The organism is Clostridium cellulovorans 743B (assembly GCF_000145275.1).
GTDB classification, from domain to species: domain Bacteria; phylum Bacillota; class Clostridia; order Clostridiales; family Clostridiaceae; genus Clostridium_K; species Clostridium_K cellulovorans.
The window spans coordinates 4,039,613-4,059,714 of sequence record NC_014393.1 but is presented as its reverse complement, the minus strand read 5'-3'; the positions used below and the strand labels follow the sequence as shown (position 1 = coordinate 4,059,714).

General features: G+C 31.3%; 23 protein-coding genes and 1 other annotated feature. Of the genes, 20 read left to right on the top strand and 3 right to left on the bottom strand.

Annotated features, from left to right (window positions below):
- Window positions 1–97: 97 nt before the first annotated feature.
- A complete protein-coding gene (locus CLOCEL_RS16565) occupies window positions 98–934 on the bottom strand; it encodes a zinc ribbon domain-containing protein (protein ID WP_010073388.1) in 837 nt (278 codons plus the stop codon).
- A gap of 384 nt (window positions 935–1,318) precedes the next feature.
- On the opposite strand from CLOCEL_RS16565, the gene CLOCEL_RS16560 reads away from it, so the two are divergent.
- The 11 genes from CLOCEL_RS16560 (at window position 1,319) to CLOCEL_RS16515 (ending at window position 7,721) form a co-directional block, all read left to right on the top strand.
- On the top strand, window positions 1,319–1,855 hold the full coding sequence (locus tag CLOCEL_RS16560) for a GNAT family N-acetyltransferase (RefSeq protein ID WP_010073387.1): 537 nt from the start codon (window positions 1,319–1,321) through the stop codon (window positions 1,853–1,855).
- A gap of 58 nt (window positions 1,856–1,913) precedes the next feature.
- Complete coding sequence (locus tag CLOCEL_RS16555; RefSeq protein ID WP_010073386.1) at window positions 1,914–2,411, top strand: hypothetical protein; 498 nt, start codon at window positions 1,914–1,916, stop codon at window positions 2,409–2,411.
- A 21-nt stretch (window positions 2,412–2,432) separates the two neighbouring features.
- Entirely contained in the window at window positions 2,433–2,633 is a 201-nt protein-coding gene (locus CLOCEL_RS16550) for a hypothetical protein (RefSeq protein WP_010073385.1), read from the top strand.
- Entirely contained in the window at window positions 2,626–2,826 is a 201-nt protein-coding gene (locus tag CLOCEL_RS16545) for a GNAT family N-acetyltransferase (protein WP_010073384.1), read from the top strand. Before CLOCEL_RS16550 ends, CLOCEL_RS16545 begins: the two co-directional genes overlap by 8 nt.
- A gap of 216 nt (window positions 2,827–3,042) precedes the next feature.
- Window positions 3,043–3,603: an RNA polymerase sigma factor gene (locus tag CLOCEL_RS16540; protein ID WP_010073383.1), complete on the top strand. Its 561-nt coding sequence runs from the start codon at window positions 3,043–3,045 to the stop codon at window positions 3,601–3,603.
- A gap of 15 nt (window positions 3,604–3,618) precedes the next feature.
- Window positions 3,619–4,473, top strand: a complete 855-nt coding sequence (locus CLOCEL_RS16535) for a chemotaxis protein CheW (RefSeq protein ID WP_010073382.1) — start codon at window positions 3,619–3,621, stop codon at window positions 4,471–4,473.
- Window positions 4,474–4,628: 155 nt separating this feature from the next.
- Window positions 4,629–5,414, top strand: coding sequence for a PhzF family phenazine biosynthesis protein (locus tag CLOCEL_RS16530; protein ID WP_010073381.1), 786 nt, complete (start codon window positions 4,629–4,631; stop codon window positions 5,412–5,414).
- Window positions 5,415–5,570: 156 nt separating this feature from the next.
- Complete coding sequence (locus CLOCEL_RS23315; RefSeq protein WP_010073379.1) at window positions 5,571–5,729, top strand: hypothetical protein; 159 nt, start codon at window positions 5,571–5,573, stop codon at window positions 5,727–5,729.
- Window positions 5,730–5,941: 212 nt separating this feature from the next.
- Window positions 5,942–6,394 (top strand): DUF2975 domain-containing protein, encoded by a 453-nt coding sequence (locus CLOCEL_RS16525; RefSeq protein WP_010073378.1) that lies wholly within the window; start codon window positions 5,942–5,944, stop codon window positions 6,392–6,394.
- Window positions 6,395–6,404: 10 nt separating this feature from the next.
- Window positions 6,405–6,614, top strand: coding sequence for a helix-turn-helix domain-containing protein (locus CLOCEL_RS16520; RefSeq protein WP_010073377.1), 210 nt, complete (start codon window positions 6,405–6,407; stop codon window positions 6,612–6,614).
- A 207-nt stretch (window positions 6,615–6,821) separates the two neighbouring features.
- Window positions 6,822–7,721, top strand: coding sequence for an alpha/beta hydrolase (locus tag CLOCEL_RS16515; RefSeq protein WP_010073376.1), 900 nt, complete (start codon window positions 6,822–6,824; stop codon window positions 7,719–7,721).
- 271 nt (window positions 7,722–7,992) lie between these two features.
- Here the strand turns inward: CLOCEL_RS16515 and CLOCEL_RS16510 are convergent, their stop codons facing one another.
- Window positions 7,993–8,181: a hypothetical protein gene (locus tag CLOCEL_RS16510; RefSeq protein ID WP_010073375.1), complete on the bottom strand. Its 189-nt coding sequence runs from the start codon at window positions 8,179–8,181 to the stop codon at window positions 7,993–7,995.
- 219 nt (window positions 8,182–8,400) lie between these two features.
- Here CLOCEL_RS16510 and CLOCEL_RS16505 point away from each other — a divergent pair, with 219 nt between their 5' ends.
- The 8 genes from CLOCEL_RS16505 to CLOCEL_RS16475 all read left to right on the top strand — a co-directional run bounded on the left by CLOCEL_RS16505 (window position 8,401) and on the right by CLOCEL_RS16475 (window position 15,616).
- Entirely contained in the window at window positions 8,401–9,105 is a 705-nt protein-coding gene (locus tag CLOCEL_RS16505; protein WP_010073374.1) for an endonuclease V, read from the top strand.
- Window positions 9,106–9,153: 48 nt separating this feature from the next.
- Window positions 9,154–9,681, top strand: a complete 528-nt coding sequence (locus CLOCEL_RS16500) for a GrpB family protein (protein WP_010073373.1) — start codon at window positions 9,154–9,156, stop codon at window positions 9,679–9,681.
- Window positions 9,682–9,763: 82 nt separating this feature from the next.
- Window positions 9,764–9,985 carry a hypothetical protein gene (locus CLOCEL_RS22875; protein ID WP_157629750.1) on the top strand — a complete coding sequence of 74 codons (222 nt, stop codon included), beginning with the start codon at window positions 9,764–9,766 and terminating at the stop codon, window positions 9,983–9,985.
- Window positions 9,986–10,048: 63 nt separating this feature from the next.
- Window positions 10,049–11,344, top strand: coding sequence for an IS30 family transposase (locus tag CLOCEL_RS16495; RefSeq protein ID WP_010077604.1), 1,296 nt, complete (start codon window positions 10,049–10,051; stop codon window positions 11,342–11,344).
- A gap of 476 nt (window positions 11,345–11,820) precedes the next feature.
- The gene (locus CLOCEL_RS16490; protein WP_010073372.1) at window positions 11,821–13,170 is read left to right on the top strand and encodes a B12-binding domain-containing radical SAM protein; all 1,350 of its coding nucleotides are present in this window, start codon (window positions 11,821–11,823) and stop codon (window positions 13,168–13,170) included.
- A gap of 201 nt (window positions 13,171–13,371) precedes the next feature.
- Window positions 13,372–13,902 (top strand): hypothetical protein, encoded by a 531-nt coding sequence (locus tag CLOCEL_RS16485; protein WP_010073371.1) that lies wholly within the window; start codon window positions 13,372–13,374, stop codon window positions 13,900–13,902.
- 134 nt (window positions 13,903–14,036) lie between these two features.
- Entirely contained in the window at window positions 14,037–14,999 is a 963-nt protein-coding gene (locus CLOCEL_RS16480) for a GNAT family N-acetyltransferase (protein WP_010073370.1), read from the top strand.
- Between the two features lie 149 nt (window positions 15,000–15,148).
- Entirely contained in the window at window positions 15,149–15,616 is a 468-nt protein-coding gene (locus CLOCEL_RS16475) for a GNAT family N-acetyltransferase (protein ID WP_010073369.1), read from the top strand.
- 181 nt (window positions 15,617–15,797) lie between these two features.
- Here the strand turns inward: CLOCEL_RS16475 and leuS are convergent, their stop codons facing one another.
- A complete protein-coding gene (leuS, locus tag CLOCEL_RS16470; RefSeq protein WP_010073367.1) occupies window positions 15,798–18,224 on the bottom strand; it encodes a leucine--tRNA ligase in 2,427 nt (808 codons plus the stop codon).
- A 57-nt stretch (window positions 18,225–18,281) separates the two neighbouring features.
- Window positions 18,282–18,487, bottom strand: a binding site (T-box leader).
- Between the two features lie 651 nt (window positions 18,488–19,138).
- Here leuS and CLOCEL_RS16465 point away from each other — a divergent pair.
- Window positions 19,139–20,017, top strand: coding sequence for an AraC family transcriptional regulator (locus CLOCEL_RS16465; protein WP_010073366.1), 879 nt, complete (start codon window positions 19,139–19,141; stop codon window positions 20,015–20,017).
- Window positions 20,018–20,102: the final 85 nt, after the last annotated feature.

Sequence of the window (20,102 nt, the reverse complement as noted above, 5' to 3'; positions counted from 1 at the left end):
TATAACATTCCATGTAAAACATTTTCTGAACAAAATAAAAAATATCGTAACTCAAAGAGAAAATTACGATATCTTTCATTATAAAAGCTTTGATACTCTAATGTCTTATGAAATTAGGTAAATTTAAACTCTCTATGTTTAGGAGTGTGAACCTTAAAGAAGAAAAAAGAAAACATATTAACATTACAGAGAATATTGCTGCAACATTATAGAGTACCACATTGTCAGATATTTTCATTAATTTTCTTAGGCTATGTAGTAAAGCTGAAAAGAAAACCAATACTCCTGCTAATAAAACAATAAATGCTAGGGTTGTATTAATATATGAAAATAATAAGAATAATAATTCACAACTCAAAACTGGTATTGTAGAAAGAATGTTAGCTTTAATTATTTTAAAGCTAGGAACTTGGGTTTTATGAATTCCGTTGAATATAAAATAAATTCCTAAATATAAAACTATAATAATAATAAAATACAATATAACACCATGAAAGAAAATTCTTGCATAAGGTATCTCTAGAGAATTGCCTATATTACTAAGCGATACATCGGAAAAATCTGATAAAAAATTAGAGAAGGTTTTATCTATGGTTGAGAGAACTAGTTTAAAGCTCCAAATTGTAAAAAATCCTTGAACAGTAGCTAAAACTAAAGCCAAAATAAGAATCCCTTTTTTATCAATTCTATGAACAAGCCTATTAATAGAAGTAATTGGTGTGGCTAGCATTAATTTAATTATGTCACTAATTGAAATAGAGTTTCTAGCTTTTACAGGAGTAATTTCAGAAAAAATATCTCCTGGTTTTTCAGTAGCTTTCTCATAGCTTATTGTTTTATCAATTAAACTTATATCATTAAGTTTTGAGCCACAAACACTACAAAACAATTCATTCCCCATCAATTTAGATCCACACTTTGAGCAAAATACCATAATTAACACTCCTTTTTTATGAATAACCTAAGTTATCTTTCCCAGAAAGTTAGTAAGTTTTTCAACTCTTTAAGCACTTACTTTTATTGAAAATCTGAATTATTTCAATGAGTGAAGATTTAATTTATAAACTCTATATACAAAACCTTTTTAAATAGCTATATATTTTAGGATACTTTCACAGTATATAATATATGACTCCTTTGTGTATAATATTTACATGATGTAATATTTAAAATTATTAGAAAGAAATTGTATTTATGTAACGATAATAATATATATAATTATCTTTAAATTAGGAAATTGATACTAAGTATTGGTTTTATAGATTTTAAGATTTTAAGGTGGCTATTATATTAAAATTTACGGTTGAGGAAAAAGAGTATGCGAAAAGTAAAATTAAAAAATGAAAAAGAACTAACTATAAGAAAAGCAATTTTATATGATGCAGAGAAATTAGTACAATATAAAAAGGTTATAGGTTCAGAATCAGATTTTCTTACATTTGGAGAGAATGAAATAAAGATAACTATTGAAAAAGAACAACAAAATATTCAAGCCATAAATAGTAGAAAGAATTCCTTGTTAGCAGTGGCTTTACTTGATGAAGAAATTGTTGGTTTAATCGTCCTTAGAAGTGGTGACAAAGTTAGGATAAAGCATATTGGAGAGATGGGAGTAACCGTAAAAAAAGCTTATCATGGGTTAGGAATTGGAAGCTTTCTTCTTCAATTTTTAATTAACTGGGCAAAGGAAACAGGTATTATTAAAAAAATAAATTTAAGAGTTAGAACAGACAATGAAAATGCAATTAAGATGTATGAGAAATTCAATTTTAAAAATGAAGGCGTTATTTCTAGAGACTTTTATATAAATGGGAAGTTCTATGATTCTCTATTCATGGGACTGCTGATAGATTGACCTAGATATGTAGTGAGTAAAAAGCTATTTTAAGATTTTAGCTTAAAAGGTGTATATGATGAATAAAAAGAACGTTTTTAGTAGTTTACTAGTAATTGTTTTGGTATTTAATTTTTTAGCTGGAGTTTATTTTTCAGCTTTCATTCAACCTAAGATAGTTTTTAGAGCAGAAATTACTAAGGTAAGTGGCCAAGATTATGAGAGGATACTTAATGATGATCATGGAATGTATGCTAACAAGGATATTGAGAAGTTTAGACATATAAGGGTAGAGATAAAAGTTATAGAGCCAATAGGAATAGAAAATGACATACAAATAGAACGAGATAACCTTGAAAAATATCTAAAAAATAATAAGTTGCAAGTAATTGGTGGAGGTTTATTTGAGTATGGTGAGGGAAAAGAATATGAAGAGAATAGTGAGATTTACTTAAGTGATATATCAGAAAATGAATTAAGAAACATTTTACAAGATTTTAGATATAAAGTTACCTGGAAAGATTGCTGGAACAAAGAAAATGATAAGGTTTTTTACTTTAGAGATTATGTGAAGTGAAAAAATATCAACAAAAAAGAAGTGATATTAAAATACTTAAAAAAGGACGAAATTGAAAATATTGATATAATAAATTTCATTGAGAATTATCAAATTGATTATGTGGAGAAGATAGGAGATTCAATACTTCATAAAGGAACTAGTGATAGAAGATGGGTATACATAAGTAATGATTCTATTGAAGAGCTTAAGGTAATAAAAAGTAGGTTAGGAAATGAGTAGGATTACTAATGGAGAAAGTTCATGCATACAAGAATCCGACAAATTAATTGCCTGGGCAATAACTCAAGATGATGGAGATATAGGATTTCTTCACGTTTTGCCAGAACACAGAAAAATGGGGTATGGCAGAATCGTAACAATGGATTTAATAAATAAGGTCATTGAAAAAATAAAATTCTATTTGCTCATATAGAAGAAGACAATATAAATTCTATGAATTTGGTAACTGGTTTGGGGTTTAAGAAAGATAAGGTTGTAAGTTGGTTTCAGGTAGAATAGTACATATAGCTTAGTATGTAAGCTTCACGAAATAGTTATCATTAAGTTATTGAAAATTTTTGCAATAAAATGATAATTTATATGCCTTTATATAGTGAAAGGCCTTTCATGGAGAACGGAGTGATAAGCTATGGATAAACGAGGCGAATTAAGAGACAAGCTTCTACGGTTTATCAAGGCAAAATTTTGGAGCAGAGCAGGTATAGCAGAGTGTGCAGAAGATATAGTTGATGAAGCTTTTTTGGCGCTTTTAGAAAATAAAGATTATAGTATAGATAAGGAGAATTTTGGGTATCTTTCAGTTGTTTGTATAAGAATTGCATTTAAATATTTCAAAAAACTAGATGACAATGAAAAATATAAAATCTCTTTAGATGCTTGTCTAGATTTTATTAGTGAAGAAGATTTTGTGGAAGACATAATGCGAAATGAGGATACTTCTGAGGTGCTGAAATCCTTGGAGATACTAAAAGAAATCGAGAGAATTATTATTTCCCAAAGGTATTATGGTAACTATACATTTGCCGAAATTGCAGAAAAAAACGGGATAAAATTGAATACTGTTTTGTCACATCATCGTCGGGCACTTCAAAAGCTACGTCCTACCTTTGCAAAATTTTTCGATTTTTCAGAAAACCAAACCACACTTAAACAAGAAAGAAGAACAGGACACTTTACTAAATTCCTATGAATGGAGGATTGGATTATGTTTGATGATACAAAAATGTGGAAGTTGCAAGTATACGCAGAAAGAGCATGGAGACTTTCAATGGATATTGCTATTGAGAGTGCTAAGTTACCACAAAATGGTGGTGGACTTGCCGTTGTTGCTGATGAAACAAGGTGCATTGCAAATAAGCTTTACATGAAGCTTGAACAAATAAAAGATGGAAGAATAATTAATGATGATTTTTCTAATATATTAGAACAATTAAATTTATTAATTTTAAATGGACTTATTGAATTGATAAGGCTTAATGAATGTGTATCTAAAAATTGGGATGGAATTAGTGTATCTATAATATTGGATGAAATTAGGATGCTTGTATGTGATCTTATGGAATTATTTAAATATAAAAAAATAGAACCCATTGAGGCTGTTGAATTAAGTTGTTATAGCAGTGTTACAGATATGAGGTTATTCTTATTACAAGCTAGAATAGGTGGAAATGTCTTTGTAGAAAATATAAGATATATTCAACAAATCATAAGATTTACTAGCAATGATAAAACTATATTTGATTTTAAAGATAATACAATAAATTTAAAGGGAATAAAGGTACCAGTAGTAGATTTATATAATCAATTTCGATTAACTAAAACTTCTTTTGCAGCTAATAGCTCTACAAACTACGCACTTATCGTTAATACCGATTGGGATCAACCTAATAAATTATTTGCTGTTCTTGTTGATGATATTATGTCAATTAGTATATTTAAAACAAAATTTGGTGTAAGCAGCCCATGTAGATCAGCTGTATTTTATCCTGAATTTATTAGAGAATGTTGGGATGCTGATAATGATCAACAAATGCTATTTGTTGATTGGAGGAATATCTAAGTAAAGGTTAAAGAGTGTTTTTAAACAGGGCTGTTGATGCTAATGCAACAGCCCTGTTAATTTTCATAGCAATATTAAGGATGAAAGAAACTCTAATAGTCTGAAAAATTGGTATAATAATATAAAATAGTAAATGATAATAGGAGGAATTATAGATGAGAATACCAATATATCAAATAGATGCATTTACAAATTTACAGTTTAAAGGGAATCCAGCAGCAGTATGTCCATTAGAAAGCTGGATTAGTGATGAATTAATGCAGAAAATAGCAGCAGAAAATAATTTATCAGAGACAGCCTTTTTCGTAAAGGAAGGAGAAGATTATCATTTGAGATGGTTCACACCAAAAGCAGAAATAGAACTTTGTGGTCATGCTACTTTGGCATCTGCTTATGCTATATTTACATATTTAGACAAAAATATAAGTCATATCAAGTTCCATACCCTCAGTGGTGTATTGGAAGTTACAAAGGAAGGAAACTTATTTTCAATGGTATTTCCGTCAATAGAAAGTGAGAAATGTGAAGCGCCTAAGGAACTTATCAAAGGCCTTGGTAAAAGGCCTATTGAAGTTTATAAAGCAACAAATTATATGGCAGTTTTTGAAACTGAAGAAGAGATTCTTGATTTGCAATTGGATATGGCTGAACTAAAAAAGCTTGATGCTCATGGTGTTATTGTCACAGCAAAGGGGAAAGATGTTGATTTTGTATCAAGGTTTTTTGCTCCAAAGCTTGGTGTAGACGAAGACCCTGTAACTGGCTCTGCTCATTGTGCTTTAATACCTTACTGGCAAAAGAAATTAAATAAAAGTGACTTCGTGGCGTTGCAATTATCACAAAGAACTGGAAAACTTCACTGTACTTATTTAGGTGAAAAGGTAAAGATGGCTGGGGAGGCAGCCCCTTATTTGGAAGGGTATATTAATATCGAGTATTAGTAATGAATTTGAGTAAGTTTTTTGTGCTGAATTCTAATCAATATATCAATGAAAATATAGATAGGATACGACCTCAATTAATGGTTATTTCAAAGGAACTAAATAATGAAAAATCAATTAATGATTTCAATATTATATTGGAGAAAATGATTCAAAATGAAATTATTAAATGATTTATATGAGAGTTTACTAGGCATTAATGTGGAATGGTATATCTTTGAAGGTTTTACTATCAACGATTATCTAGCAGTAAATATCAGAAACTATAAATATGTAGATAGTAGTGCTAAATTAATAGGGAGTATTTCTGTATAAGTCAGAATTGCTCTTTTTTATTGTAACCACAGCTGGATTTAAATTGAACTTTTAATTGTAAACTTATTGGAAATAGCAAGTGGGTTTGAGTAAATAATAAAAATTTATTGATAATCGATAAAGATTCTGTTATTCTATACATATAATAATAGAAATTAGACATAAAGGTTAATAATCTTTGTGCACAGATAATGACTACAGGAGGACTTTTTATGAAATCATATTCAACAATTTTCTTAAAGATAGCTGTTATTCTTATAGGAATTCCAGTTCTTGCTTTGTGTATATTTTGGGTGCCTGGATTTATAGGTTATATACCTTATCCAATTTTAATTAGTGTATATGCATCGGCGATAACGTATTTCGTTGCGCTATATCAGGCTTTAAAACTTTTAAGATATATTGATAAGAACAAAGCTTTCTCAGAATTATCTGTAGGATCGTTAAAGAATATAAAATATTGTGCAATCGTAATCAGTAGTATATTTATAGTGCTAGTCCCATTCTTATTTCCTATAGCAGATGCAGATGATGCACCAGGACTTGTAGCATTTCCATTGATCATTGCTTTTGCTTCTTTAGTGATCGCAGTCTTTGCTGGTGTTCTTCAAAGGCTTTTAAAAGAAGCTATAGATATGAAATCAGAAAATGATTTAACAATATGAGGTGGGAAATATGGCGATTATAATTAATATTGATGTGATGTTGGCTAAAAGAAAAATGAGTGTAACAGAACTCACAGAGAAGGTTGGAATAACCATGGCCAATCTTTCTATATTGAAAAATGGAAAGGCAAAAGCTGTTCGATTTTCAACATTAGAAGCAATCTGTAAAGCTTTAGAATGCCAACCAGGAGATATTTTAGAATTCAGAGACGATACTTAAAATTATTAAATTAGAGCTATAGACCTCCACAACCAATCATTAAGGTTATTAATGTGAGATGCAATATTATCAATAAAAACTCTTATGCATAATACAAGTTTTCATAAACACTTTTTTGATATCACTAAAGCGTAAGACAATAAATTTAAAAGAAGAATTTAAGTTATGGCTGTGGGAATTTTAAGAAAAAATAAGGAGTATAGGTAAATGTCAGCGACATCAATTGTTTTAAATGTATTGTTTAGAAAGGGTGATGCTATAAGAGATAAAGGACTAATTAACCCTGAAAATATCAAAAGGTATGACAATATAGATTACTATGGTGATGAAATTGAAGAACATTTGCTTGATATATACATTCCAACTGACAAGACTAAGTTGCTGCCTGCAATTGTCTCTATTCATGGTGGTGGATGGGTATATGGTAATAAGGAAGCATATCAATTTTATTGTATGAATCTAGCTGAGAATGGATTTGCAGTAGTGAACTTTAACTATCGTCTTGCACCCAAACATAAATTTCCTGCTGCTTTAGAGGATGTGAATTCAGTTTTTCATTGGATAAAGGAAAATTCAGAGAAGTTTCAAATTGACCTAGAGAATTTATTTGTTGTAGGGGATTCAGCAGGAGCACAGCTTGCAGCTCAATATGCAGCAATCACTACTAACGAAGAATATGCAAAAATCTTTGACTTTAAAACTACGGATATTAAAATAAAAGCTATGGGATTAAACTGTGGAATCTTTGATCCTCTTGATAGGGTAAGAAATCAAGGAAATTTATTGATGAATAGATTTTTAAAGTATTTGCTACGAGATTATCTAGGTAAAGAACTCTACAGATATGAAAGAGAAATGGATTTCCAATCTAATATCACAGCATCGTATCCAATATCCTTTGTAACATGTAGTGTCAATGATATATTAGTAGGGTGCAAACCTAGCTTTCTAGCTAAGCTGAAAAATTCAGGGATTACTTATATCTATAAGGAATATGGACATAATGATAAGTCTATTAATCATGTATTCCATCTTAATATAAGAAAAGAGGAAGCTATAAAACTAAATAATGAACAAATAGAATTCTTTCGCCAATATATAGTCTAGTTAAGAGCGTTTTATATGGAAGCAAAATGATATTGAGAAAATTTTATTTGTTCTAGGTGATAAGTGAACTAGTGAGAATGTTTATGAAAATGATTATATATAATTGTTAAAATTAAATCTCTATAAAATGGAGAAAAAGAGCATAATCCTATATAGGGGAAAATGCTCTTTTACATTCTTTATATTCATTTATTAAGTAGTACAACGAATTGCAATTAACTTTTGTATAAATAAGTACTTGTAGCATAACATTGCTACTTTAGAGTATCTCTTATACTGATGTAATAGAAGTTGCAACAAGAGGTACATCTACAGAAACTTTCTCACCGATAAAAAGTCCATTTGGACAATTTATTTTCGTAGCATCATCTATGCTAACTTGTAAAGTTTCTCCAGAATCTGTTACTAATACTAAGGTATGCATTGCGCTACCATCGCCTACTTTGCCGTTAATTACCATATAATTCACCTCCATGGCTCGCTGTTATAAATACTTTACTGTATATTGTATTAAATGGAAATGAATTTATGATAATTGAAAGTCAAATATTATTTTTAGGTATTTAATATGTATGAAGAAAGATTTTAATTGCTTTAATAAAAATATGCTTATATAATCACATTTTTCAGGTTTAGAAGGTCAGGTAATTTAAATTTAAAGGAACGGAAAGAGAATAGTATGGAAATAAAAGAAGTTCATAATTTTAATATTTATGAGGAATCGGAATTCATTAATATACAAAATCAATTGAAGAAAAAAATAAGCTTAAAAAATACCTTTAGTAAAAATAGTATTAAACTAGTTGCAGGTGTAGATTTAGCTTATTGGGAAAAAGAAAATAAGCAGTATGGCACCTGTTGTATAGTCGTTATTGATTATAATACAAAACAGGTAGTTGAAAAAGTTAATAGTGTAGGAGAAATCAAAGTACCGTATATACCTGGATTTTTAGCATTTAGGGAATTACCTTTAGTTACGGAAGCTTTAAAAAAATTAGTAGTGGAACCTGATATATTTATCTTTGATGGTAATGGATACTTGCATTTTAATCATATGGGTATAGCTACTCATGCGTCATTTTTCTTAAATAAACCAACTATAGGAGTGGCAAAAAGTTATTTAAGAGTTAATGAAGCAGATTTTCAAATGCCTCAAAATGAAGAAGGCTCCTTCACTGATATTATAATAAACGGAGAAGTATATGGTAGAGTCCTTAGAACAAGAGAAGATGTGAAACCTATATTTATATCATGTGGTAACTATATTGATCTAGAAACTTCTACAGAAATAGTACTAAATTTAATTAACAATGAAAGTAGATTACCAATCCCAGTTAGATTAGCTGATTTAGAAACACATATTAGTAGAAGTGCTTTAAGCTAGCTGAAAATAAGTGTATACTAGTGTATAAATAGTGGAGGGATCAGCTCTATGCTAAGAGAAATGCTTGTGGTTCCTTATAATGATGAGTGGCCTCAAATATATGAAGAGGAGAAGAAAGTACTATCAAAAATCTTTGGTAAGGTAATACTGGATATACAGCACTTTGGGTCAACATCAATCAAAGGAATGTCTGCAAAACCAACTATAGATATTATGATTGTAGTTGATGATATAAAGCAAATCGACACATATGACGATATTATGAAGCAGCATGGATATCTTGTTAAAGGAGAAAATGGGATTAAAAACAGAAGATATTTCGTAAAGTTAAGTCCAGATAATTCAGGTAACCATAACTATCACTTACATATATATCAAAAAGGGAATCAACATATTTCTGATGAATTGATATTTAGAGATTATTTGCGTATTGATAGTGAGTCTTTTAAAGAATATGAAAAAGTAAAAATAGAAGCTTCACTAAAATTTCGCTATAGTCCTTCTGAATATGTTGATGCAAAGTATGAATGTATTATGAGAATTATGGATAAGGCTAAAAGATATTTTGTAAATTAAGTCGCTTTAAAATATATGTATTCAAAAGGGTATATTTTGGTCTGTAAAAAAGATTGGTTATGAGCCAGTCTTTTTTGTTTTTGTGGATTATAAATCGAATATGGATTGTAAATCCAATGTGAATTGGAAATTTAAACGTGATTATAAATCGAACCTTAATTGTAAAATGAAAATCCATGCTATTAGGCTTGTTTCTAGTAGGATTAATATAGTTTGTATTGATAAAGGGTGTATAGATTTTTCCTTTACAAATAGTAATGCTAGAAGACTAATCAATGTTAATGGTTGGTCTTCTTTTGTTTGATGATTGAAATAGTTTAACATGATTGCTATCCTTGTTATGCTGGTGGCGGATAAGGAGATAATCATGTCTAAATATTTAACTTACGAAGAACGCCTTGATATTCAGGCGTGTTTAAAAGAAAATCTTTCTTTTGGAGCAATTGGCAAGATAGTTAAGAAAGATCGTACTACTATCGCCAAGGAGATAAAAAAGCATGCAACTGAAATAAAAACTGGATACAGTGGGTGGCCATACAATACCTGTAAACGCCGCTCAAGCTGCAAACTAAAACGTATATGCAAAAAAGAAGAGTGTACTCATCCTTCAGCACAGTACTGTAAGATTTGTCGCAACTGCAATGATCTTTGTTCAGAGTTTGAAGAAGAAATCTGTTCAAGTAGTTTTAAACCACCTTATGTTTGTAATGGGTGTGGACAGCTTAACAGATGTACTCTTAAAAAAATGATGTATTATGCAGATGATGCCCAGACCGCCTTTGAAGAAAACATATCAGATGCAAGGAGTGGAATTCTCTCAAGTGAAGCGGAGCTTGCAAGACTGAATACTTTGATTTCACCACTGATTAAACAAGGTCAATCGATACACCAGATATATATCGATCATATAAATGAGCTCATGTGTAGTGAAAAGACACTCTATAACTACATAGATGCATGCCTCTTTGATGTACGAAACATTGACTTACCACGCAAGGTAAAATATCGACCACGCTACAAGAAATCAGAATTCAAAGTTGATAAAGGATGCCGTATAGGCCGGAATTACAAAGATTTTCAAGCCTTTATGGAAAAGAATCCAGAGCTTTCTATTGTACAAATGGATTCCGTTATAGGAAGCAAAGGTGGAAATGTCCTATTAACCATTCACTTTGTGAATACTAGTCTTATGTTGGCGTTCGTGCGTGATTCAAATACCTCACAGTCGGTTATTGATGTTTTTGAACATATTTATCAGGTAATAGGAAAAACAGAGTTTAAGAATTTGTTTCCAGTCATCCTTACGGATAATGGCAGTGAGTTCTCCAATCCGAAAGCCATTGAATTTGGACCTGATGGACTTAGAAGAACTTATGTGTTTTATTGTGATCCAAGCAGCCCTTATCAAAAGGGCTCCATAGAGGTAAATCATGAGTTAGTTCGAAGAATTCTCCCTAAAGGGACTACTTTTGAGCTTTTAGACCAAAAAGACATATGTCTTATGATGAACCATATAAATTCATACAAAAGAAAAAAGCTGAACAACAGGAGTCCATTCCAGGCGTTCAGCTTTTACTATGGAGAAGATTTACTACACAGGTTAGATTGTTTCTCAGTAGCAGCTGAGGAAATCATTCTAAAACCAGCACTTCTCAAAAAATAACATATAAATAAGTAGTGGCTACCGGCAAACCTTACCTTATATATGACTACAGCAGGGGTGGATTTTCCGATTACAAAAAATCGACCGAAGATCGACCTTCTATTTGGCATGCACTTTTTTAAATGTCAGTAAGATAATTATAGCAAAATTCCTGAAAAAACAGTATGTTAACCGGGATTTTGGATTACAAAATTGGATATTTGTTTTCAAAATGGGACTTTCGCTTACAAAAGGAGAACTTCATTTTCAAAATGGGATTCTTGGGCTACAAATGGGAAACTCGTGTTACAATTCACCGAACCTTAATTGTATTATACTCAAAACAATAAATAGGTTGCATTAAATGATAAAAGTTTATTGATAAACGATAATAATTCTGCTATCATTAATATGAAATCTAAAAATGGTTTAACAGCCTGAGGCAAATAATACGGTTATTATAGTTAAAATCATTTTACGCAAAGGAGAAGTTATAAGTGCGAATAAAATTTATACTACCAGCTTTAGAAGAAGCCAAAAGTCCATATTGGAGACCTATAAAGTATTCATTGTTTCCTCCATTGGGTTTAGCTACTTTAGCATCCTTGTGTGATGAATCTGACCAGGTAGAAATAGTTGATGAACATGTGGAAGAAATTAATTTAAATGATGAGCCAGACTTAGTTTGTATTGAAAGCTATATAACTAATGCGTATAGAGCTTACGAAATTGCAGATTCATACAGAAAAAGAGGAATTAAAGTTGCTATTGGGGGACTGCATGCCACTTCATTACCAGAAGAGGCAAAAAATCATGCAGATACTATTTTGCTCGGACTTGGTGAAAATAGTTTTCCTAAATTTTTAAAGGATTTTAAAGATGGAAACTGTAAGGAATTTTATCAGCAAGGAGAAGTGTCATTGGACAATCTTCCTCTTCCAAGGAGGGATTTATTTAAACAGGAGAAATACTTAGTCCCTAATTCAATGGTCTTTTCAAGAGGATGTCCTAATAAGTGTTCATTTTGTTATGTTAGTTCATTTTACAAAGGTGGAAAATCTTTTTTTGCATATAAAGTGGACAGGGTATTAGAAGAGATTGAAAGTATGAAGGGAAAGCATTTATATTTTCTAGATGATAACATATTCGCAAATAAAAAGTTATCAAGACAAATCTTTAAGGAAATGAGAGGAATGAATAAATATTTCCAAGGTGCAATAACAGTGGATTCTATTCTCCAAGATGATACCATAGAACTTGCATATGAGGCTGGATTTAGAAGTGCTTTTATTGGTTTTGAAAGTATTAATAAGCAGAATTTAATTCAAGCAAATAAGGGTTCAAATATTGGCAAAGATTATATTGCAGCAATAAAAAGATTAGATAGATTAGGAATAATGATAAATGGAAGTTTTATTTTTGGATTGGATGATGATAACTTAGATGTTTTTGATAGAACGACAGAATGGGCTGTTAGTAGTGGTATAACCACAGCGACTAACCACATTCTTACACCTTACCCTGGTACTTCCATATATGATAAAATGGATACTGATAAGAGGATTATTACTAAGGATTGGAGATTATATGATACTAGACATTTAGTGTTCAGCCATCCTAATATGACAAAAGAAGAAATGGAAAGTGGATATAATAGAGCATATAAAAACTTTTATAAGTGGAGCAATATATATAAGTCATCAAAGGAGCACGAAGAGATAAAGATGAAATTGAAACATTTCACTTATGCAGGTGCCTGGAAAAAGTTTGAGCCAGTATGGAATTTCATCATTAAGAATGAGCTTCTTTCAAAGACTAGGGGTGCCTTAGTAAAAACATTAAAATAATTTAGTAAGAAGTTGAAGAGAGGATGTTTTTTTAACTCCTATGGGAGGCAAAGTTTGTGATGAAAGTAATTGATAGTAGTATATAGAAAAGGAGAGACCTGTCATTTGGATCCATGTTATAATATAGAAAATGTCATATAGCTTGGAATTTGATTTTAGAATAGTTAGAATCAACATTAGTTAAGTAGTGGGGGAACAAAAATGGGTAATGAGAAAACTAATCAATTACTTAAGGATTTTATATCTAAGTTGCCTGAAAGTTATAGGGAGATGTTTCGGGAAATTGCAGAATACGCAATATCATTAGGTTATACACCTAAAAAGACGAAAACAAAAGAGTTTATTCTCGATTTTTCAAAAAGCAAGGTTAAGAGAACTATTATGAAATTGGAGATTCGCGACAATAGTATAAAAGATAATAAGCCAGGACTAAGATTAAAGTTTTATGCTAACAAGGGTTATTCAGAAATTTTCAATCAAGGCATACAGCGAGTTATAGAAGAATATGATGGTAGATACACTGGTTGTTATGGTTGTGGAAGATGCAAAGGTGAATTGGAAGGATATACTTATACTTATAGTGATGGCAAAAAAATATTTCGTTGTGGCAGTGAGTTAATATCAATACATAATTTTGGCCCTGAAAATATTTCTGAACTAAAAGCGTTAATAAAAGGACAAGATGAGTTTTTTATGAAGAATAATCTTTCTAAAAATGAAAGAAGGAATTAATGAAGAGTTGAGGAGAGTAACTTTTGTGTAAAGAATAATATAGAAATAACTGTAATCTTCTAGATTATGTCTAAAAATGCTAAAATTAATTTATGAGCATATTTATAATGAAATAGAGTCAATAGGGAGATATAATGATAGTATTTAGAAATTTATACCCAAATGAATTAGAAAAATGGTTTGATTTTTTAGTTGAAGAAATTTTCAAAAGTGAATCGAAGAAGTTCTTTAGTAATCATTGGTACAATGACCCATACAAAGATATCAACGGGATTTTTGTTGCTGTCGATGCTGATGGTAACTTTTTAAGTACCTTAAGGGTTTTGGTAAGAGATATTTATATTAATGGGATGAAAATAAGCTGTGGAGGCATAAGCTGTGTTGGGACAAAGGAGGAATATAGAGGCCAAAAGCTATCTACGACTCTTGTTCAAATGAGTATAAAGTATATGGAAGATAGAAACATTTGTATTTCGTACTTGCTATCTGGAGACTACAATGAAAAATATTATAATAGATATGGTTATTACAAGTGTCCAAGATATATAAAGTATTCTAGTATAAATAAGTGTAATAATGATAGTTATGATTATTGTATAAGAGACTTAAATATTGAAGGTGATATAAGAGATATTTCTGATATTCACGAAAAATTTTCAAGTAAGTTTAATGGTAGTATAGTACGTAGTATGGAATATTGGAAAGAATGGATTGTATCTAATACAACGTGTAGTTGTAAAATAGCTTATGATAATTCAGGTAAAGTGATAGCTTATATAAGTTTTCAAGTAGATAACAATAATATAGAGATATTAGATTTTGGTTGTTTATCAGAATACATAAATATTTTTGATTCACTGATTGAGAAGATAAGTAGTGACATGGATGGTGATAATTTTAAGGTAATATATGATATGAACATTACTTCTAGCATGGAAGTAGAGTCTTCTTGGGAGCCTTGTTGTTTTATGTATAAACTAATTACACCATTTTTAATTGGAAATTTAAAGGTTGATAGTTCTGAAAAATTACTAGAAATCTTAAAAGGGGACGGAGATGTATCTAAATTACTAGTATGGGCCGTTGATGATTTTTAGGTGTTTTCCCAAACTAATGACAATTATGGTTTCTAAGGTATATAAAATATAGTGAAAGAAATGTTGTGGTGATTATATAGGTAAAGTGTATTATATATATTTACAAATCAACGTGAAATAAAGATTATTTATATTTCAGGAGTAGGATAATGATAGATAAAAATATAAAGATTATTTCATTGCATGAAAAACCGCAACTTGCTAATGAAGTTATCGACTATGCAAACAAAAATTGGCCGCCTATAAGTAAGTATTTCACTGAGGTAGTGCAACAAGTTTTGGACACCGATGAAAGTTTGCCGAAATGTTTTATATTGCTCAAAAATCAACGAATCATTGGATTATACACATTGGTGAATCAAGACTTAGTGGAAAGAAAAGACTTATCACCATGGATTGCAATGATTTTTATTGACGAAAAGGAAAGAGCACAAGGGTTGTGCAAGGAAATACTTTTACATGGTAGAAGAATAGCTGGAGATTTAGGCTTTGATAAAGTATATCTTTCAACAAACCACATTGGATTGTATGAAAAATATGGCTTTAAAGAAATAGCGTTAGATATGTTTGTTTGGGGTAGGCCAGCAAAAATTTATGAGCATTCATCAATTAGCTAAAGTGGATTTTCAGACAATACCTGTAGATAAAATACACACTAAATTTCATATACTAGAAGATGAAACAATAGCTAGTATAAACGGGATTAAGTATTGAAGAAATTAAAAAAGTAAAAATATATTAATTTGATTTTATAAAAAACCAAGCCAGTATACTAGCTTGGTTTTTATTTAAGATATTCTATTTTACAACGATATTAACAAGTCTTCCTTTAATAACGATGACCTTAGCTACTGTCTTATCACCGATAGCAGCTTTAACATCAGCATCAGCAAGAGCAGTTTCTTTAATTACATCTTCTTCAAGACCAGTTGCAACCATTATTTTAGCTTTGATTTTACCGTTAACTTGGATAGCTATTTCAACTTCATCCTTAACTAAAGCTTTCTCATCAAAGGTTGGGAAGCTTTCGTTGAAGATTGAGAAGTTTCCACCAATAGTTTCCCACATTTCCTCTGCAAAGTGAGGAGCAAATGGAGCTAAGATTCTTAAATAATCTATAACTACTTCTTTAATGAAGGCAGAGTTCTTTTCTTCTTCATTTAAGTATTTTGATAAAGCGTTAGTGAATTCCATGATTCTAGCTATTGATGTGTTAAATTGCATTTTATCCATATCGAATAGAACGCTCTTTATTGTGTTGTGTCTTACGAAATTAAGATCTTTTTCTGCTTTATCTATTGAAGTCTTGCCTGATTTCTTCATTTCTTCAACAGCAGAAGTTATAACTCTTTCAACTCTGTCGACGAAACGTGCCATAGATTTTATAGCATCATCACTCCATGGGCCGCCTTCAGTATAGTCAAAGCCGAACATTAAGTACATTCTGAATACATCGGCACCAAACTCGCTGATATATGTATCAGGAGAGATTGTATTTCCTTTTGATTTACTCATTTTTAAACCGTCTGGTCCAAGGATTAAACCTTGATGAGTAAGTGATTTAAATGGTTCATCGATGTTTACAAGTCCCATGTCACGTAGAGCCTTAGTTACGAATCTTGCGTAAAGAAGGTGCATTGTAGCATGTTCTGGACCACCAACGTATTTGTCAACTGGAACCATAGCATTTACTTTGTCAACATCCCAAGCTTTTTCGCTGTTTAGATTGTCTACGTATCTTAAGAAGTACCAAGATGAGCAAACGAAAGTATCTAAAGTATCAACGTCTCTATGAGCTGGGCCACCACATTTTGGACAAGTAGTGTTAACGAAAGACTCACTCTTAGCTAATGGAGATTTTCCATCTGGAGCGAATTCAACATCGTATGGAAGTTCAACTGGAAGATCTTTTTCAGGTACTGGTACTATTCCACAAGAATCACAGTGGATCATTGGAATTGGAGCACCCCAATATCTTTGTCTTGAAACTAGCCAGTCTCTTAATCTAAAGTTTACTTTCCAGCCTCCAAGGTTGTTTTCAGCAAGCTTTTTAACGATAGCTTCTTTTGCAGCATCGGAAGCTTTGCCGTTGAATTCCCCACTGTTTACAAGGTTTCCGTAGCCAGTGTATGGAAGTTCATCGCCTTCAACAACTCTGATTATTGGTAGGTTGTATTTTGTAGCAAAAGCAAAGTCTCTATCATCATGAGCAGGAACTGCCATAACAGCACCAGTACCGTAAGTAGCAAGAACATAGTCAGCAACCCAGATTGGCACTTCAGCATGAGTTATAGGATTTATAGCATAAGAACCAGTGAAGACACCAGTCTTTTCTCTTGTTATTGATTGTCTTTCGATTTCACTTTGTTTTGAAGTTTCAACTTTATAAGCTTCAACAGCTGATTTGTTTTCCTCAGTTGTAACCTGATCAACAAGTGGACTTTCTGGAGCAAGAACAACATAAGTCACACCGTTTAATGTATCAACCCTTGTAGTAAATACATCAAAGGATAAATCGCTATCTTTAACTTTGAAAGTAGCTTCAGCTCCTTTAGACTTTCCTATCCAATGCTTTTGCATAGCTTTAGTTTTTTCAGGCCAATCAAGACCATCGATACCATCTAAAAGCTCATCAGCATAATCAGTTATCTTTAAGAACCATTGAGTAAGATTTTTCTTTGTAACTTCAGAGTCACATCTTTCACAGTGACCGTCTATAACTTGCTCATTAGCAAGAACTGTGTTACAACTTGGGCACCAGTTTACAGGAGCATTCTTTCTGTAAGCTAGATTTTTTTCATATAATTTTAAGAATAACCATTGAGTCCATTTGTAGTAATCTGGTTTGCAAGTTACTACTTCATGATCCCAGTTAAACATAGCTCCCATAGCTCTTAATTGTTTTTCCATAGTTTCTATGTTTTTTAAAGTTGAATCCATAGGGTGGATTCCAGTCTTAATCGCATAGTTTTCAGCAGGTAGACCAAAAGCATCAAAGCCCATTGGTTGGAATACATTGTAGCCTTGCATCTTTTTAAATCTTGCCCAACTATCTACTGGACCGTAGTTAAACCAATGACCAGCATGAAGCTGAGCACCAGAAGGGTAGGAGAACATTTCAAGAACATATAATTTTTCTTTTTCACTGTCTTCCTTAAAATCATAAAGCTTAGCAGCTTCCCATTTGTCTTGCCACTTCTTATCTATTGAAGTTCCGTATGCCATTTATATTCACTCCTTAAGTATTATAGTTTTTCAAATAAAAAAAGCCTTCATCTCACAATTAGAGACGAAAAGCTAACTTCCGCGGTACCACTCTAGTTAAAGCATAAAAATGCCTTCACTCAATTAGAATAACGGTTTTCTCCGTGCTGCCATTTCCTGCAGCAAGCTCAAAGACGAGTTCATATCTTATCATTACTGTCTTACACCAACCGACAGTTCTCTAAAAATGCATCGATACTACTATTTCTTTTCAAAGCATAATATGCAATTATCTACTATTTTATTGGATATGTATGGCTTTGTCAAGGGAAGGGTTAGCAATATTAGCTATAAGGGGAGAGAAATCTACATGCAATTCAAATGGATTTTAGGATGATGAGGCATGAACCGTACCTAAATGACGTAGGATTTATTTGCCCTCGTTGATATTGCTAGTATTAAGCAGATTTTTAGTTTTAGAAGTTATCGCATAAGAGCAAGAGAATCTATATCAAAAATTTTATTTTTACTAAGAGCTTCATAAAATTGAAAAGTACTCGATATACTTAACGGATGTGCGGTGTAATCTAGAAAATAAATACAAAGATATGCTAACAAAATACATGCATTAGACAAAGGTACTTCCAAAAAATGTGAGGTTTAAGAACGTAAATTTCAACGGTAAAAATGGTTAAAATGATATCCAGTAGAAAAGCATTTTTTTGCTTTCTACTGGATTTAGTTTATTAAAGATATTTATAAAAATAGTTACGGAGAAATTTTCACGCTTACACTAAAAATGTTGATATAAATAATTATGAAAGCATAGTAGTGTTGAAAATTATATTACAATATTATAAATAGGACATTTATTAGCAATATAAAACAGGCAGATATTACATATAAGTGTTATTATCAAAATATGGAGGAGAGCTATGGATTGGATAAATAGTATGCAGAACGCTATTAATTATATGGAAGATAATATCTTGGAGGAAATTAACTATGATAAGATAGCCCAATGCGCTTATTCATCAACATACCATTTTCAGCGTATGTTTAGCATGTTGACAGGGTTTACGGTTGGAGAATATATAAGAAATAGGAGATTAACTCTTGCAGCACAGGAACTATCATTTTCAAAGGAAAGGATTACAGATATCGCCATTAAGTATGGTTACGGAACATCAGAAGCTTTTACAAAAGCTTTTCAAAGATTTCATGGGATAACTCCTACGGCTGCGCGAGAGTCAGGTGTTAAACTAAAGTCCTTTAATAGTCTATCAATTCAGGTTACTTTGAAAGGGGATAAAGAGATGAATTATAAAATTATTGAAAAAGAACCTTTTAAAATATTCGGTAAGGATTTCAAAACAAATATCATCGGTGGTAGATGTTTTAGTGAAATTCCTGAGTTTTATGCAAAATGTATTTCTGATGGTACAAGTGCAAAAATAATCAGAAATGCTGGAAAACCGGAAAATGGGATTTTGGATGTTGGTGTTCTTTTCAATCATAATCCTCAAGATGGTTCTATGAGGTACATGATAGGCTGCGATGTTACTGATACAAATACAAATATACTAACAGAGTTTAGAATACTAGAAATTCCATCTTTAACATGGGCAATTTTTGAGGTTGAGAATAATAGTGATGAAGATATTCATGAAATGTGGAGAAGAATTGGATCTGAATGGTTTCCTGCATCAAGTTATGAACATGCTGATGCCCCTGAAATGGAGAGGTATTATGGTAATAATGATACAGGCTGTCGATGTGAGATTTGGATACCTGTCATAAAAAAGACTTATTAAACCGGACTTAAAGGTCCTACATTACATACCATAATTGTAAATCTATATTTAAATAAGTATGCTAATACATCGGAATGAATAGAAT

Excerpts from the sequence above, each read along its gene's own strand:
- CLOCEL_RS16565 (WP_010073388.1), bottom strand. The coding sequence starts at position 934 with ATGGTATTTTGCTCAAAGTGTGGATCTAAATTGATGGGGAATGAATTG.
- CLOCEL_RS16560 (WP_010073387.1), top strand. The coding sequence starts at position 1,319 with ATGCGAAAAGTAAAATTAAAAAATGAAAAAGAACTAACTATAAGAAAA.
- CLOCEL_RS16555 (WP_010073386.1), top strand. The coding sequence starts at position 1,914 with ATGAATAAAAAGAACGTTTTTAGTAGTTTACTAGTAATTGTTTTGGTA.
- CLOCEL_RS16545 (WP_010073384.1), top strand. The coding sequence starts at position 2,626 with ATGAGTAGGATTACTAATGGAGAAAGTTCATGCATACAAGAATCCGAC.
- CLOCEL_RS16540 (WP_010073383.1), top strand. The coding sequence starts at position 3,043 with ATGGATAAACGAGGCGAATTAAGAGACAAGCTTCTACGGTTTATCAAG.
- CLOCEL_RS16535 (WP_010073382.1), top strand. The coding sequence starts at position 3,619 with ATGTTTGATGATACAAAAATGTGGAAGTTGCAAGTATACGCAGAAAGA.
- CLOCEL_RS16530 (WP_010073381.1), top strand. The coding sequence starts at position 4,629 with ATGAGAATACCAATATATCAAATAGATGCATTTACAAATTTACAGTTT.
- CLOCEL_RS23315 (WP_010073379.1), top strand. The coding sequence starts at position 5,571 with ATGAAATTATTAAATGATTTATATGAGAGTTTACTAGGCATTAATGTG.
- CLOCEL_RS16525 (WP_010073378.1), top strand. The coding sequence starts at position 5,942 with ATGAAATCATATTCAACAATTTTCTTAAAGATAGCTGTTATTCTTATA.
- CLOCEL_RS16520 (WP_010073377.1), top strand. The coding sequence starts at position 6,405 with ATGGCGATTATAATTAATATTGATGTGATGTTGGCTAAAAGAAAAATG.
- CLOCEL_RS16515 (WP_010073376.1), top strand. The coding sequence starts at position 6,822 with ATGTCAGCGACATCAATTGTTTTAAATGTATTGTTTAGAAAGGGTGAT.
- CLOCEL_RS16510 (WP_010073375.1), bottom strand. The coding sequence starts at position 8,181 with ATGGTAATTAACGGCAAAGTAGGCGATGGTAGCGCAATGCATACCTTA.
- CLOCEL_RS16505 (WP_010073374.1), top strand. The coding sequence starts at position 8,401 with ATGGAAATAAAAGAAGTTCATAATTTTAATATTTATGAGGAATCGGAA.
- CLOCEL_RS16500 (WP_010073373.1), top strand. The coding sequence starts at position 9,154 with ATGCTAAGAGAAATGCTTGTGGTTCCTTATAATGATGAGTGGCCTCAA.
- CLOCEL_RS16495 (WP_010077604.1), top strand. The coding sequence starts at position 10,049 with ATGTCTAAATATTTAACTTACGAAGAACGCCTTGATATTCAGGCGTGT.
- CLOCEL_RS16485 (WP_010073371.1), top strand. The coding sequence starts at position 13,372 with ATGGGTAATGAGAAAACTAATCAATTACTTAAGGATTTTATATCTAAG.
- CLOCEL_RS16480 (WP_010073370.1), top strand. The coding sequence starts at position 14,037 with ATGATAGTATTTAGAAATTTATACCCAAATGAATTAGAAAAATGGTTT.
- CLOCEL_RS16475 (WP_010073369.1), top strand. The coding sequence starts at position 15,149 with ATGATAGATAAAAATATAAAGATTATTTCATTGCATGAAAAACCGCAA.
- leuS (WP_010073367.1), bottom strand. The coding sequence starts at position 18,224 with ATGGCATACGGAACTTCAATAGATAAGAAGTGGCAAGACAAATGGGAA.
- CLOCEL_RS16465 (WP_010073366.1), top strand. The coding sequence starts at position 19,139 with ATGGATTGGATAAATAGTATGCAGAACGCTATTAATTATATGGAAGAT.